This is a genomic window from Bartonella sp. MR168JLCBS (assembly GCF_042194175.1).
In genome coordinates, this window is the sequence record NZ_JBHIMP010000001.1 from 290,571 (window position 1) to 305,076 (window position 14,506).

Here is a 14,506-nt window from a genome sequence, read left to right on the forward strand (position 1 = left end):
TATCTAGTTGAGAGTTTCTTTCTTTTTAGATTTTTCATCGTTAGAATGACCATTCTTGTTTTGGGGTTGCTCTTCACGATTGATAAGTTGCTTTTCACCTTTGAGAGAGAGTATTTTTAAGAGATTGTGTGTTGACATCAAATGCGCAAAAATTAATCCTAAAAAGCCATTTTTATGAAGTTTGGCAAGTTGGCTTGCTGATAATTTATTCAATTTTTCTTCATCAACAACCCAAAAATGTTCCAATTGCGCTGAGAGTCCTTTATCGTTTTTCACATTGATAGATTTCTGGCTTAGAAGATCCATTTCCACAAGAGCATCAATAAACTCAGAGGTTTTCTCCATAGCGATTTTAAAACTTTCAAGAAAACGAATACGTTCTTCCATAAAAGGAGAAATAGAGCCGTCGGAATTAAAAAGTTCTGTTCCTGCAACTTCATTAAACATACCTGACTGTTGATCAAAGCAAACAGAAAGTTCTTTTTCATTGCTAATTTGTGCCAGAACAAAAGGATAGCGACGGACAAAAGCAGGGACATAAGTATTGGTTTTCCAACTTTTATCAGAAGCGATATAGTCATTTTCGTCATTAGAAAGACCGACAAGAGCCGCGGATGTGTAGTGCCGTTTTTTTTGTTCATCTTCGGCGCACATAAATAAAATGGGATAGTCTAGTGCTGCTTGAAAATATTCAGTACTTGCTAAAGGAACCCAGTGAGTATCCTTGGCAAAAGACATATCACTTGGAGGAGCAAATTTTAGATTTTTATGGGAAACTTTGTTGATTGGTGTGATATCTTTGTAAAATAGCATAATATTTGCCATAAGACTTTCTCCTTTATTAATTTGTTTTTTGTTACCAAGAAAGTTCTTTTAGAAGATTGTCTCATATGGCAACAAGATTGAATAGAAAACTATAAGATTAAAGGGTTCATTTTTGAGAGATAATATTTTTGCATGAAGTATAATAAAGAAAAGCTTAAAAATAAAGTCTATCTTGCCATTATTGGTATGCCTCATGGTATAAAAGGAGATGTTTTTGTTAAAATTCTAAGTGCTGAGCCACAGCGTTTCAAGTCCTACAGCACTCTTTATGATGATATGGGGCGTTCTTATGAAATTGTAACTCTTCGTATACAAAAAAATAAGGCGATTGTACGTTTTAGAGGGGTAGAAAATCGTAATGTTGCTGAGTCTTTAAAAGGTATTCGCCTTTATGTGATGCGTAATCAATTAATTGATGATCTGGATGAGGATGAGTTTTATCAAGTTGATTTAATAGGCTTGCGTGTTCAAGATTTTGGGGGAAAAGTCGTGGGTGAAGTGTGTGGTTTCTTTAATTTCGGGGCTGGTGATTTGCTTGAAATACGTTTGAATACGGGTAAAAGAGTTCTTATTCCCTTTAGTAAGGTGGCGGTACCAGAAATTTGTATGGATTCTGGTTTTCTTGTTGTTGATCCCATGGCAGCTGGTTTAAGTGATGGGGGAGACAATGATAAAAAGGAAATAGCTTGAATCTAAAAATAAAGATGAAGGGAAAAATAACCGATGAATTTCGTCAATAAAAAGTGGAGAGTGTGGAAATATTAAAAATGTACTTTTGAGTAGATATTGTAAACACTTTATCTTGAGATAGTCCTGAATTTTTAGAGTCTTTTTTTAGTGCAAGTATTTAGAAGGATCGTATTGAATATGACGCAGATCAAGGAGATTTATATTAACGCTATAGCGTTAAAAGTCTTGTTTGTGCTATTTTTGCTATTATTTGTGCTATTTTTGCTATTATTAGAGTCTGTTTAAGAAAATAAGGATGAGAAATAAAATGAAGTTTCAGGCGCGCGTTTTAACCCTTTATCCTGAAATGTTTCCTGGTTTTTTAGGGTATTCTTTAGCAGGGCAAGCTTTGGAGCGCGGAATTTGGTCACTGGAGACGGTACAGATTAGGGATTTTGCTTTGGACAAACACCATAGCGTTGATGATACACCTGCTGGTGGGGGGGCTGGTATGGTAATGCGGGCGGATGTATTGGCGGCTGCTCTTGATTTTTGTCCACAGGATTCGCCAAGATTGTTGATGAGTCCACGTGGGCGCCCTTTTGACCAAGCTTATGCGCATAGCTTGGCTCGTGATACGGGTGTAACGTTAGTTTGTGGACGTTTTGAAGGGGTTGATGAGCGAGTCATAGAAGCACGAGAATTAGAAGAAGTCTCTATAGGTGATTATATTCTTTCAGGGGGTGAAACAGCTGCATTGGTTATCTTAGATGCTATTATACGTCTTTTGCCTGGAGTGATGGGGAATGCAGCTTCTGCGAAGAGTGAAAGTTTTGAAAATGGCTTGCTGGAACATCCGCAATATACACGTCCTTCCCTTTTCGAAGGGCGGGGTATTCCGCCTGTGTTGCTCTCAGGTCATCACAAAGCGATCGCAGATTGGCGTCAAAGTCAAGCCGAATTGTTAACACGTCAACGTCGTCCTGATCTTTATGCGCGTTATGATAAAAATCATCAGAAAACTTGATTCATATGATAAGGTGGTGTATTGCATGGCTCTCTTTTTAGAGAGTTTTTTTATAAAAGGTTTTCTGTAGTTCCAAAATTAAATGAAGGAATGGTGTATTCGCTCCTGTGTAAGGCATAGCCTAAAGAGCTCCTTATTCTTAATAAAGGCTTTTTTGGTAAGAGTTGAGCGCTCTGACTGTTCGATAAAGAACATGAAGGATAAAAGAAATGAATATTATCGCACAACTTGAAGCTGAACAATGTGCAAAAATTGAAGAAAAGCGCCAATTTCCAGCCTTTCAGCCAGGAGATACAGTCCGTGTCATGGTGCGTGTGACGGAAGGTACGCGGACGCGTGTTCAGGCTTACGAAGGTGTTTGTATTGCGCGTTCAGGCGGTGGGTTGAATGAGACCTTTACAGTACGCAAGATTTCTTATGGTGAAGGGGTAGAACGGGTGTTTCCTGTTTATTCTCCGTTGATTGAAGGTGTTGAGCTGGTGCGCCGTGGTAAAGTGCGCCGTGCAAAACTCTATTATCTTCGTGGTTTGAGAGGTAAAGCTGCGCGTATCGCTGAAAAGAGAGATTATCGGAAAAAAGCTGAAAAGGTTGTTGAGAAAGTAGGAGCAGCAGCTGTAAGCACAGATGTTGAAAAGCAAGTTGCTGAGTAAAGATTATATCGGCTAAACTTTATGCAAAAGCGGCATAAAAGTCGCTTTTTGTGTCTTTTGTGATTCGTTTTGTCTTTTAAAAGGCTTGGAGGGGACATAAAAATGTTTAATCTATCAATTTTTGCCTCTTTTTATTCTTAATAACGGGTGAATTTAGATATCATTGCATATATCGTGGATACTCAAAAAGATAAGTTTAATCTGAAAAAATGCCTATTTATATTTGAGAAAAGATGTTAGACCTTTGACGTGAAGATAAAATTGTATTAGATTAAGGCGAGTTTTGCGGATTATATCCGTGGAGTAATCGGTTTTTTTATGCGTGACCTTTAATCCGTTATTTGAGACAACCGACCTGTAATATTGGTATCTTGAGATGCCAAACAAGTAAAAACGAGATAATATATTTAGTCGTTTTATGCGGACTTTCTCGTTCATTGCGGTTGCAGTAAAAACCAGGTCAGGATATTTTATGACAGAAACAACTAGGATAAAAGAGCGCCCTCGTTCCCCTCATATAAGTATTTATCGTTGGACAATTACTATGGCTATGTCCATTGCGCATCGCGTTACGGGTATGGCACTTTATGTTGGAATGGTCTTTCTTGCTGTTTGGTTAATTGCTATTGCTTGTGGGGAGGAGACATTCAGAACGGTTCACGAGATTTATAGTTCTTGGTTTGGATTGTGTATCTTGTTTCTTTATACTTTGGCAGGGGTTCATCACATGGTTGGTGGTATTCGCCACATTGTTTGGGATATGATGCCTTGCCTTTTGGCAAAAGAAAAGGCAACAGTCACTGCTTGGGCGACAGTGTTTATCTCTCTTATTGTTACTTTTGTAATTTGGATTATTGGATATAGCGTTGTTTAGCTGGGGGTGAAAAGAGATATGAAAAAAGACTTTCGAACGGAACTTGGAAAAGTACGGGGGCATGGGAGTGCTCATGAAGGAACAGAGCATTTTTGGCTACAGCGTTTGACTGGGCTTGTCAATCTGCCGCTTTTGATATTTTTTATTGTTCTTATTCTTTCGCTTGTAGGCAAGGATTATAGTATTGTGCGTGCACGGCTTGCACATCCCGTTGTGGCTATTTTGATGGGATTGATGACTTTTTCAGTCCTTTATCATATGAAACTTGGTATGCAAGTGGTGATTGAAGATTATATTCCACGTGAAGGTTTCCGAATATTCTTTTTGACGTTAAATATTTCATTTTGTTTTCTTATAGGTGGTGTCATTATTTTTTCTCTTTTGAAAATTGCATTAGGGGGTTAAACAAGTATGGCGGGTACAGGATCATCTCTGGGCGCTAGAGCAGGTAACGCCCCTTATCGCACTGTAGATCATAAATTTGATGTTGTTGTTGTTGGGGCAGGTGGTGCAGGATTACGTGCAACACTTGGTATGGCGGAACAAGGATTAAAGACAGCTTGTATTACGAAGGTTTTTCCAACTCGCTCACACACGGTTGCAGCACAAGGGGGGATTGCTGCATCGCTTTCAAATATGGGACCTGACAATTGGCAGTGGCATTTATATGATACCGTGAAAGGTTCTGATTGGTTGGGTGATACCGATGCAATGGAGTATTTGGTGCGTAATGCACCTGCTGCTGTCTACGAATTAGAACATTATGGCGTTCCTTTTTCGCGGACGCAAGAAGGCAAAATTTATCAACGTCCTTTTGGTGGACATACGACACAATTTGGTGAAGGTCCACCTGTTCAGCGTACTTGTGCAGCAGCTGACCGTACAGGCCATGCCATTTTGCATACGCTTTATGGACAAAGCTTAAAGCATAATGCGCAATTTTTTATTGAATATTTTGCACTCGATCTTATCATGACGGATGGGGTTTGTACGGGGGTTGTGGCATGGGATCTCGATGATGGTACAATACATCGTTTTTCTGCCAAAATGGTTGTGCTTGCAACCGGTGGTTATGGACGGGCTTATTTTTCTGCGACATCGGCGCATACCTGTACGGGTGATGGTGGTGGAATGGTCGCACGCGCTGGATTGCCACTTCAGGATATGGAATTTGTGCAATTCCATCCGACAGGGATTTACGGTTCTGGCTGCTTAATTACAGAAGGAGCTCGTGGTGAAGGAGGCTATTTAATCAATTCTGAAGGTGAACGCTTTATGGAGCGCTATGCACCTTCCTTTAAGGATTTAGCTTCACGTGACTTGGTTTCGCGTTGTATCACACTTGAAATTCGTGAAGGACGTGGCGTTGGACCTAAGAAGGACCATATTCATTTGGTTCTCAATCATATTGATCCTGCAATCTTGCACGAACGTTTACCGGGAATTTCGGAATCAGCACGGATTTTTGCAGGTGTGGATGTAACAAAAGAGCCTATCCCCATCTTGCCAACGGTTCATTATAATATGGGTGGGATTCCTACCAATTACTATGGGGAAGTTCTCAATCCGACGGCTGATTCGCCTGATCGTATTCAACCAGGGCTGATGGCGGTAGGAGAAGCAGGATGTGCTTCTGTTCATGGGGCTAATCGCTTGGGGTCAAATTCATTAATTGATCTTGTGGTGTTTGGTCGTGCTGCTGCCATTCGCGCGGGCGAAGTTATTGATCGGAATGCAGAAATTCCACCCATCAATGAAGAAGCTGTTGACGAAATTATAGCGCGTTTTGATCGTTTACGTTTTGCACAAGGGGCGATACCAACAGCTCTATTGCGTGAAAAAATGCAACGCACAATGCAAGAAGATGCGGCAGTATTCCGTACAGAAGATTCTTTGCAACAAGGATGTCAACGGATGAATAAAATCTGGGGGGAATTGTCTGACCTCAAAGTTACAGATCGTTCTCTGATATGGAATTCTGATTTGGTTGAAACATTAGAGCTTGAAAATCTCATGGCGAATGCAATTGTGACTGTTCATTCTGCACAAGCTCGTTTAGAAAGCCGTGGCGCTCATGCTCGTGAAGATTATCCAGAGCGTGATGATAAAAACTGGCGTAAACATACGCTTTCACATTTGTCAAAAGAGGGTAAGGTGACGTTATCATATCGACCTGTCCATGTGGACCCGTTAACATCTGAAGCTGATGGTGGGATCGATTTAAAGCGCATTGCACCTAAAAAACGGGTTTATTAAGGGGAGACACGAATTATGGTACAAATTAAGCTTCCCAAAAACTCTCAAGTCAAACCGGGGAAGGTTTGGCCTAAACCTGAAGGTGCGACAGAGCTGACAGAATTTCATGTTTACCGTTGGTCACCAGATGATGAGAATAATCCTCGTCTGGATACTTATTACGTAGATCGTTCTGCTTGTGGTCCAATGATTCTTGATGGGCTTTTGTTTATTAAAAACCATATTGATCCAACTTTGACACTTCGTCGATCTTGCCGTGAAGGCATCTGTGGTTCATGTGCGATGAATATTGATGGAATCAATACATTGGCTTGTACCAAAGGGATGGATGATGTAAAACACCCCATTAAAGTCTATCCTTTGCCTTCCATGCCGGTTGTTAAAGATTTGGTTCCTGACTTGAAGCGCTTTTATGCGCAACATCGAGTCATTGAGCCTTGGTTGCAAACAGTTTCTCCTGAACCTGCGAAAGAATGGTTACAAAGTCACTCCGATCGCCAAAAAATCGATGGCCTTTATGAGTGTATTTTGTGTGCGTGTTGTCAGACTTCATGTCCAAGTTATTGGTGGAACGGTGATCGTTATTTGGGCCCCGCTGTTTTGCTTCAAGCTTATCGCTGGATTGCGGATTCACGTGATGAGATGTGTGGTGAACGTCTTGATAATTTAGAAGATCCTTTCCGCCTTTATCGTTGCCATACGATTATGAATTGTGCGCAAACTTGTCCAAAGGGATTAAATCCAGCGAAAGCGATTGCTGAAATTAAAAAACTCATGGTTGAACGCCGCATTTGAAAATTTACTGATTGATGAAAATAAAGAGCAAGGTAGAAAATTGTATCTCCTTTTAGCAATTAAATCTCCAAAAGAGGGTCGGCTGCTTATGAAGACGTAGTAGCTATAATCATTCTAAAAGCGAAGTAATCCCTAAAAATTAAGCAATCCTTGTAGAAGCAATTCTTGCAATGGCTGAGTAGAAAACTCATAGTTGAATATTACTTTGAAAATTGACAGATTAATGAACAGTAAAAAGAAAAACAGAAAATTGTACGTGTTTTTTGCGCCTATTGAGGTTTGATCTCTAAAAATTTATTGGCTTTTATGAGGCGGTTACCACGGTTATTATTGCCTTTAAAAAGTCATTAGTCTTTCGGGTAAACTATATTTTAAATAGTGTTCTGTGTAAAAACAATAAAATCAATATGCCATGTGTTTTTATTTTTATTAAATTCGTATCAGAATTTGCACTTTAATACAGATTCAATTAATCATTTTTTATAAAAAAGATAACTCTGTATAAACATAGCACAAAAAATAAATGCTGATACAGATATTATAACGCATGTAAATTATTCATATGAAATACAAAGGAGTGATCATTATAACAGTTCGTCATTTTACGATACGTTTATTATAATATTGAAAACATTGCTAATATTCAGGGATTAGGAATTTTTGATAATATCATTATATATATTTAAAGGTCATATTTTTTATTTTAAAGATTGGATTGTTAATAGCATTAAAAAACAAAATTTATAGTTCTTAAAAAATGGAGAACGTAAAATCCCTATCTATTGTAGAGATAGATCATACAGTTAAGGGGGAAGTAATTTAAAATTATTGTAACGTCATAGATTTAAATTCATTAAAGAGCAGATAAGACGTTTGAAAAAATAGCAAATTTATAGGTTTCTCTAAAAATTTAGAAAACGATAGTAAGAATTCTAAGAACACATGTTGCGAATGTGGAATAAGCGGTGTTTGTAGGTTCGTTTGAGTTGAATAAATTCAATCATCAAAGAAAATATGTTGTATTTTGACGAGTTTCGGAGGTTTTGATGTTATATGTTTTTATCTATCAAAAATAGAGATTTCTAGATTTAGATCTTATTTATTATGTTAGGGTATTTCATTGTTCTTGTATGTATGCTTAAGAAAGTTGTTTAAGCAGTAAAAGTGTTTTTTATTTTTCAGCATAAAAGATATTTCTTAACATGAAAAAGAGGTTTCCAAGTATTAACGGTATAATCAGTCATTGTTTTGGTATTTATTCTATTGTGCCATAAAACACTATCGTATTTAGGATGTGGTAATTAAAGTGGTTTGAAATCTGCTAGGCGAGGGGGCGGATTGTTTGCAGATTAGTTTTTGCGTGTTAAGAGGCTTCGTCCTTTGAGGTGTGATAGGTGGAGTCTGTTAGCCAATTACGTAAACTAGAGCGAAATCTACGTGGACAGGTTTTTAGTCTAATCTCTCTTATATATTGTGATAGGAAATTCACATTAATAAGGACCACGATCGGTTACAGAAAAAAGAAATCATTGCGAAAAAACAAGCGTGCTTGTTTTAAAATTTTTAATGCTTCTGATCATAAGGGCACGCGAAAATCTCCTGTAGTATCACGCAGACCGTTCATATTCTCGAGCCAAGAATTGTCCATATATCCCCTTCAATCTGATCTTCACGAATTGATGCAAGAGATGGGTACGAGCACCTGTAAGAATAAGCAGACGCAAAGCCAGTTGTATCATTATTGTTGCTTTGCAGAGTGTTTGATAAAAATCTAGAACATTTCTCCAATTCATTGTCGGTTTATTAATGACTTTATGGCGTTGTTTCTCTAAAAGAGCTTTTGCTGTTGTAGCTTTTACCTATCAGATGGGAGTTAAGAGTATTACTTATCTCTCTGTTGGCGTAATCTCTGAAACCGCTACACAGTCTCCTAATTTGGGGGGAATATGAAGCTGTAAAGGTGCAAACCAGTTTCCTTTTTTCAGTCATTTTTTAGTTCAGTTTTATGACTTTCAAAAGCGCCTAGAGTAATGTCTTTTAAATAATAGAGATTACGCATTGCTTTACGCTTTTGTTTCTCCCGTTCTTTAATAAGATCACAACTTTTATGCAAAACAGAACGCCTCAAACCAAATACGCTTGGCTTGTCAATTTACACGCTTGTTTTAAAGAAACCTTTCTTTAAGCTTCCCAAGCTCATTTCGCGACAGTGCTCGTGGATGGTATAATGGTAAAGTTCCGATGAATAATATAAAATTTATAGAGCATCTCCATCTTTACACTTCATAAAAGAGCAAGCTGGGCGCCATTATACACTTTGCCAACTCCCAATGTTGCGACAGTTTTTGGCATTTGGGACGGTTTATAAGAGGCATTTTTAGTGCTTTTTTATACAGTTTCATTCTACACGGTTTTATTTATTTGGAATGTGCAAGAGACATGTAATGAGAGAATCCTACGGTACTAAGATCTTTTATTCAACATGCAGAATAATGAATACTCTTTATAAATCAATGTGATGTATCTTAAGAAGAGGGATTTTAAATCTGTGCTTTTAGGAATTTTCGTTTTTTAAGGTGCAGAGAAGAGAACAGGAATATTCAGAGTAGAGCTTACCTTGTGTAATCTATGGATATCGTCTTTAGGATAGGGACATAAGCCACGTGATATGGTTAGCAAAGCTTGCTTAAGAGAAATTTGGTTGTTTACGAACAGCCGGAGGTTAAGAATCTTTCTTCGTCCGAAGAAGACGTTGATATGCCACTATACTTTTTATTACCAAATAGAAAGTGGTTTATAGATGCTAAATCGAAATGATAGTTTATTTCGTATGAGGTTTTCCGTATCTGGAGATTGTTTGGTTAAAAAACACATTTATTAATCACTTGAAAATAGCACTTAGAATTTTTAAACGATAAGTTTTGGTCTTGATGACGATAATTGTTTGTGATGATCGAAAGTATCTATTTTACAAAGCTTTCATTGATAGGCGATTCAAAATTTATTCTTTTCTTTTGTTGAAATATTTATTTTATAGCTATTTTTTTTGCATCAAACATACCTTTATCAAAAGATAAATGGAAAAAATGATTAAAGGTAAGAAAATAGAGAGAGCCTTATGTATAATTTGGTTTTCTCGTAAAGTTTTTGTATATTAACTTTTTTCTTCTTTTATTCATGAAGAGTGTAGAAAATGCATTGGAGAAGTAAAGAGAATAGGAAAAGTTAAAAAATAGCCGTAACAATTAGTGACGGCTATTTTTGTTCGCATCATATTACCGAGAGAGAAAGTTCCCCTTAAGCGATTTTTGATTTGGCAAAAATCGGGTCGTAAAAGACTTCAGAGAGTTTTCTATCTCTAAAGAACAACACTACGTCAACTGTTGTATAGAGGACGATTTTTATCATTTCTAACTCGAGTTGCCGGCCAACTTCTGATCTTTTAATCAAGGTGGCACATCGTTCAAATGTCTGCAAAGCGCTGTTGGCATGCGTTGTTGTAATCGATCCGGGATGACCAGTGTTGAGTGAATTGAGATATTCCCATGCTTCATTACCTCGCAATTCAGCGAGAAAAATTCGGTCGGGCGACTGACGCATACACGCATCTAGGCATTCTTCAGCTGAAACACGGCCTACATTATTACCATAAATCATATGTACATGATTGGGATGATTGGGTAGAAAAAGCTCATGAACATCTTCAATTGTGATAATACGCTCCTCTACAGGGACCTTTTCAATTAAAGAGCGAGCAAATGTTGTTTTACCAGATCCTGTCTTACCTGCAATAATAATGTTGCGTTTGTGAAAGACGCATTCTTGTAAAAAGTCAAGAATTTTTCCATCACGTTTATGTTGCAAAAGTTGAACTTCAAATGGCTCCAACCGTGTGAAGTCCTGCTTCGATAACAAGTTATTTGCTTCTTTTTGCGAAGGTTTGTTAAAACTTACGTCGGAGAAATCATCAAATGCACCTTCTTCTTTGAGTTCTTCTAACGTCTTAACTATAAGAGAATGTTTACGAATTACAAAGGAAAGAGCACCATCAACGACAGCTGGCGTTTGTATAATTGTACCACGTTGTCCACCAGGCAATAGCACATAATTAATACTTTTGGGAGCCATACCGTTATAAACGATAATAGCTGTAATGAGCGTTTGCAAAAAAGTGGTTGTTAACTCTGGTACGCTATGTACTTGCCAACCCTTAAAGCTTTTCGTCCATACTTCACAGGGGCGGCAAATCGATAATTCAGTGATCGAGGGATCTTCTAAGAAACAATCAAGCGGTTGTAGAAGCTGAAAAACTGCTTGATCTTTCTGTATCGGGTTAACGTGTGACAAGACTGTAGACATCGCTGAAATCCAGATCACGAGCAACAAAAATATTTACTCGTTCGCCTTGGTTTTTGTAAAGTGTTGGTGTGATATTGATGGAGTTTTGAAGAACATCGATTGCTATAGATTCAGCATTCTGAGCACCTTTATTTTGTGAGTTCTCTTTATTTTCTTTACTGATTTTACTAACTTTTCCTTTTACCCATTCTCCTAAATCACCGATAATGCTTACCATAATTGCACCACCAAATCTCTCCCAAAAGTGTCTATCAACCCAGCCACCAATACCCGCTTCACCCAGAGGACCTGTGCCAGGTGAGTCAAGATTGACAACAACACCAGAAGGCGTTTCGATGCGTAACCATTGCACAAACACACGCGTTTGTCCTTGTTGTATGCCACTTTGGTAAAAACCAACGACTTTAGAACCACGGTCAAGCAAAACAACACGACCACTTGTGGAATAAATATCGCGTGTTAAATGACAGGTCGTCATTCCGGGTTGTGATGTAATGATCTTTGTTTCTAACGTGCAATCTATTTGTGTTCCTTGCGTAATCAAAAAGTCACGGTTACGAAGTTGCACCGCATGTGATTGACCTAAACGTACGGGCTGAAGGTTATCAAATAATACGCCACTACCTCTATCATTATTCGATGCTTTGTTATTTGTATCTGTAGATCCTTCGCTACCACCGCTGTTAAGGCTAGAACTGAGCATACGTTTGCGTGCTAATTCTTCAGAATCTTGGAGCATATGTGGAGGAATGGCTGTTTGAAGAAGCTTACTCAAAGCCGGTGGAATATCCAGGTTTGAATCTTCTATTTGTGCTGATTTTTCTGCTTCTTCTACAATCTTCGGCTCTTCTATAATCCGAGGGACATAGTTTGGTATAATTTGCTGTACTATTTGTTGTGGTTTTTCTTCCTCAACTTCCACGGTATTACGCATTTTAAAAGCTTTCCAAGTCAAGGCAATCGGTATCGTTACTATGACAATAAGTCCTACCACTAACAATGCACGGGTACCTGGAATTGTCGGACGACGTTCAGAACCTAGTTCCGACTCTCCATAAGTACCTTCAATATGTTTTTGCTCGACGTTATCCAGTTTTGTACCTTTTCCCTCTCCTTCCTTATTGTCAAACATCATTTTCCTCCTTTATTGATACGATAAACCACCGAAGATACTGTCCCTGTTGTGTTTGGTACGCCATTGGGGTCATAGGCTTCATTAAAAACAGCTAGAGCGCGTTTACCAAGTCGTATGAGCCATTTAGGATTGACCTTATGAACGGCGATAATATCATTAGAACTGCCGATAACGGTGCGTGGTATTAAGCTTTCATTGCCTTCAGCATCTACGACATAAATCGATGGCATATCCATGTTAGCGGGAAATTTGAAGTAAGTAATACGCCCATTGTCCCAAGCATTTATCGGAGCAATATCTTGATGACCGCTCATAGTATAACTGAGATTATAGCCTTTGACGCTTTGGTGAAAACCACGTTCAATCGCAAGGCGTCGGTTGTTTTCTTCTGACTTTTCATCATTTGAATCGGGATAATGGAAAGCTAATTCATATGTTGATCCTGCACGGTCATTTCGAAACTGTAGTCGGAATTTGTAACTCCGTTTGTCAGTTACAACGATGAGATTGGTATTGGCAAGTTCTGCTTTTGGTTTAATAAAAATATGCCGCCCTTTATGAGCAAAGGCATAGGCTTCTGAATCGCCAAAGGCATGAGTGATATACTGTTCACCTTCTTCAAGAATAATATGTGTTGCCACACCAAGAACTGTTTCAATTTGAACCACATCGGCTTCGTTATATGTTATATAGCGAATGCGGTGATCATATTGTGAATTTGATGGACTTTTGAGCGCCTGCACAGGTACCGTATAAAGAGAAGAAAACGAAGACAATAGAACAACGAACGCAAGTTTTTTCATAACAATCAATTCCTTAATCATTTAACAGTATTTCTGGGTCAGAACGGTAACTTGTTATTTGAAAACCAAGGGGGTTAAGCAATCGATCAGATGATTTCATGGGTGCACTGACATAGGTGTAACCAATTGTTGCAATCTGGTGCTGTTTTGGTCCGGTAGTAGCACCGCTGCTGTCAAGTTGCTGAGTCGTAAAACGTACAGTTGCTTGACCGAGTCCATTAAGCTGGATTGATCGTACTTTGACTGTGATACGTGCTTTATTGGAAAGCACTTTGTCCCGTGCATTTTCTCCATCATAGATTTTATAATATTCTTGTTGAACAGATGCCGCACTTAAAAGTGCTGTTGTGTCATAGTTCAGTTGAATCGTATCGTAGTCGTAATTTTCGCGGTTAAGCACATATTGGTTTAGCCAATATCTATCTACAACTTCACCATAGCTTTCTTTGTGTTCACGCATGACTGAGATAACATCAACTGCACCCGTCGTGTTATCAACGCGCAATACTAAGGGAGTTGGAGCTGGTTGAGAAAACCCAACGACTCCACATATCATACCGAATAAGCCAAAAAGACCAACAGTACTCGCTACACGCCATGCCGTTCTGCGCGATCTTATAAATTCATTAATAAGATCACGTTCTAAGCCACGGCTTTCTTCATAATAACTGCTAAGTTGTTCGGCTTTCACTGGTTTTACTTGTTTTGTTTTCATCTGTCTCCTCGCTTAATTTCGGCAGGGATTGTTTTATTAATAGGCACACGGTTCCTATCATTGGGCTGTTTGAGCTTTGGTGCTAATACACAAGCCGATAAAAGGTTTGCAATCAAAATTATAAGAATGATCGACTTCATTTTAATATGACTCTTTTTACTGTTATATGCATCTTAATATTTATTATCATTATTATAATTTTGACACTAAAGTAAAGTGTATAGTTTGCGATAATTGATCTTTTCTTAATTTCATTTTTTAATTTATGAAAATAGCTCAATTTCAGTGCGAATATTTTTTACTTTAGGATTGGATATCCTCGTTATTTTGTCATATGGATATTAAGGGCATCTGTTACGAGCAGCATTGCTTTTTATCTCATCTAGTTTCTATGTCTC

The 14,506-nt window shown here is 38.2% G+C and carries 13 protein-coding genes and 1 pseudogene; 7 read left to right on the top strand and 7 right to left on the bottom strand.

The window, feature by feature from the left end; genetic code table 11:
* Nucleotides 1–3 precede the first annotated feature (3 nt).
* Nucleotides 4–825, bottom strand: a complete 822-nt coding sequence (locus tag ACFIK8_RS01120) for a SapC family protein (RefSeq protein WP_015857041.1) — start codon at nucleotides 823–825, stop codon at nucleotides 4–6.
* A 132-nt stretch (nucleotides 826–957) separates the two neighbouring features.
* Between ACFIK8_RS01120 and rimM the strand changes: the two genes are divergently transcribed.
* The 7 genes from rimM to ACFIK8_RS01155 all read left to right on the top strand — a co-directional run bounded on the left by rimM (nucleotide 958) and on the right by ACFIK8_RS01155 (nucleotide 7,096).
* Nucleotides 958–1,515 carry a ribosome maturation factor RimM gene (gene rimM, locus ACFIK8_RS01125; RefSeq protein WP_375635296.1) on the top strand — a complete coding sequence of 186 codons (558 nt, stop codon included), beginning with the start codon at nucleotides 958–960 and terminating at the stop codon, nucleotides 1,513–1,515.
* Nucleotides 1,516–1,822: 307 nt separating this feature from the next.
* Nucleotides 1,823–2,521: a tRNA (guanosine(37)-N1)-methyltransferase TrmD gene (gene trmD / locus ACFIK8_RS01130; RefSeq protein WP_015857039.1), complete on the top strand. Its 699-nt coding sequence runs from the start codon at nucleotides 1,823–1,825 to the stop codon at nucleotides 2,519–2,521.
* A gap of 209 nt (nucleotides 2,522–2,730) precedes the next feature.
* Nucleotides 2,731–3,171: a 50S ribosomal protein L19 gene (gene rplS / locus ACFIK8_RS01135; RefSeq protein WP_375668856.1), complete on the top strand. Its 441-nt coding sequence runs from the start codon at nucleotides 2,731–2,733 to the stop codon at nucleotides 3,169–3,171.
* Nucleotides 3,172–3,643: 472 nt separating this feature from the next.
* Entirely contained in the window at nucleotides 3,644–4,045 is a 402-nt protein-coding gene (gene sdhC / locus ACFIK8_RS01140; protein ID WP_015857037.1) for a succinate dehydrogenase, cytochrome b556 subunit, read from the top strand.
* 18 nt (nucleotides 4,046–4,063) lie between these two features.
* Nucleotides 4,064–4,450 (top strand): succinate dehydrogenase, hydrophobic membrane anchor protein, encoded by a 387-nt coding sequence (gene sdhD, locus ACFIK8_RS01145; RefSeq protein ID WP_375624899.1) that lies wholly within the window; start codon nucleotides 4,064–4,066, stop codon nucleotides 4,448–4,450.
* A 6-nt stretch (nucleotides 4,451–4,456) separates the two neighbouring features.
* Nucleotides 4,457–6,301, top strand: coding sequence for a succinate dehydrogenase flavoprotein subunit (sdhA, locus tag ACFIK8_RS01150; protein ID WP_375635294.1), 1,845 nt, complete (start codon nucleotides 4,457–4,459; stop codon nucleotides 6,299–6,301).
* A 15-nt stretch (nucleotides 6,302–6,316) separates the two neighbouring features.
* Nucleotides 6,317–7,096, top strand: coding sequence for a succinate dehydrogenase iron-sulfur subunit (locus ACFIK8_RS01155; protein ID WP_375644314.1), 780 nt, complete (start codon nucleotides 6,317–6,319; stop codon nucleotides 7,094–7,096).
* A gap of 1,363 nt (nucleotides 7,097–8,459) precedes the next feature.
* Here ACFIK8_RS01155 and ACFIK8_RS01160 read toward each other — a convergent pair.
* The 6 genes and pseudogenes from ACFIK8_RS01160 to ACFIK8_RS01185 all read right to left on the bottom strand — a co-directional run bounded on the left by ACFIK8_RS01160 (nucleotide 8,460) and on the right by ACFIK8_RS01185 (nucleotide 14,248).
* Nucleotides 8,460–9,471, bottom strand: a pseudogene (locus ACFIK8_RS01160) (integrase).
* A gap of 922 nt (nucleotides 9,472–10,393) precedes the next feature.
* A complete protein-coding gene (virB11, locus tag ACFIK8_RS01165; RefSeq protein ID WP_375635292.1) occupies nucleotides 10,394–11,455 on the bottom strand; it encodes a P-type DNA transfer ATPase VirB11 in 1,062 nt (353 codons plus the stop codon).
* On the bottom strand, nucleotides 11,430–12,587 hold the full coding sequence (gene virB10, locus ACFIK8_RS01170; protein WP_375668914.1) for a type IV secretion system protein VirB10: 1,158 nt from the start codon (nucleotides 12,585–12,587) through the stop codon (nucleotides 11,430–11,432). Before virB10 ends, virB11 begins: the two co-directional genes overlap by 26 nt.
* Nucleotides 12,587–13,393: a P-type conjugative transfer protein VirB9 gene (gene virB9, locus ACFIK8_RS01175; RefSeq protein WP_375635291.1), complete on the bottom strand. Its 807-nt coding sequence runs from the start codon at nucleotides 13,391–13,393 to the stop codon at nucleotides 12,587–12,589. Before virB9 ends, virB10 begins: the two co-directional genes overlap by 1 nt.
* 13 nt (nucleotides 13,394–13,406) lie before the next feature.
* Nucleotides 13,407–14,108: a virB8 family protein gene (locus ACFIK8_RS01180; RefSeq protein ID WP_375635290.1), complete on the bottom strand. Its 702-nt coding sequence runs from the start codon at nucleotides 14,106–14,108 to the stop codon at nucleotides 13,407–13,409.
* Nucleotides 14,105–14,248 (bottom strand): TrwH protein, encoded by a 144-nt coding sequence (locus ACFIK8_RS01185; protein WP_375661618.1) that lies wholly within the window; start codon nucleotides 14,246–14,248, stop codon nucleotides 14,105–14,107. Before ACFIK8_RS01185 ends, ACFIK8_RS01180 begins: the two co-directional genes overlap by 4 nt.
* Nucleotides 14,249–14,506 lie beyond the last annotated feature (258 nt).

What these genes read in the sequence shown, in the direction of transcription:
- ACFIK8_RS01120 (WP_015857041.1), bottom strand. Translation starts at nt 825, where the DNA reads ATGGCAAATATTATGCTATTTTACAAAGATATCACACCAATCAACAAA.
- rimM (WP_375635296.1), top strand. Translation starts at nt 958, where the DNA reads ATGAAGTATAATAAAGAAAAGCTTAAAAATAAAGTCTATCTTGCCATT.
- trmD (WP_015857039.1), top strand. Translation starts at nt 1,823, where the DNA reads ATGAAGTTTCAGGCGCGCGTTTTAACCCTTTATCCTGAAATGTTTCCT.
- rplS (WP_375668856.1), top strand. Translation starts at nt 2,731, where the DNA reads ATGAATATTATCGCACAACTTGAAGCTGAACAATGTGCAAAAATTGAA.
- sdhC (WP_015857037.1), top strand. Translation starts at nt 3,644, where the DNA reads ATGACAGAAACAACTAGGATAAAAGAGCGCCCTCGTTCCCCTCATATA.
- sdhD (WP_375624899.1), top strand. Translation starts at nt 4,064, where the DNA reads ATGAAAAAAGACTTTCGAACGGAACTTGGAAAAGTACGGGGGCATGGG.
- sdhA (WP_375635294.1), top strand. Translation starts at nt 4,457, where the DNA reads ATGGCGGGTACAGGATCATCTCTGGGCGCTAGAGCAGGTAACGCCCCT.
- ACFIK8_RS01155 (WP_375644314.1), top strand. Translation starts at nt 6,317, where the DNA reads ATGGTACAAATTAAGCTTCCCAAAAACTCTCAAGTCAAACCGGGGAAG.
- virB11 (WP_375635292.1), bottom strand. Translation starts at nt 11,455, where the DNA reads ATGTCTACAGTCTTGTCACACGTTAACCCGATACAGAAAGATCAAGCA.
- virB10 (WP_375668914.1), bottom strand. Translation starts at nt 12,587, where the DNA reads ATGTTTGACAATAAGGAAGGAGAGGGAAAAGGTACAAAACTGGATAAC.
- virB9 (WP_375635291.1), bottom strand. Translation starts at nt 13,393, where the DNA reads ATGAAAAAACTTGCGTTCGTTGTTCTATTGTCTTCGTTTTCTTCTCTT.
- ACFIK8_RS01180 (WP_375635290.1), bottom strand. Translation starts at nt 14,108, where the DNA reads ATGAAAACAAAACAAGTAAAACCAGTGAAAGCCGAACAACTTAGCAGT.
- ACFIK8_RS01185 (WP_375661618.1), bottom strand. Translation starts at nt 14,248, where the DNA reads ATGAAGTCGATCATTCTTATAATTTTGATTGCAAACCTTTTATCGGCT.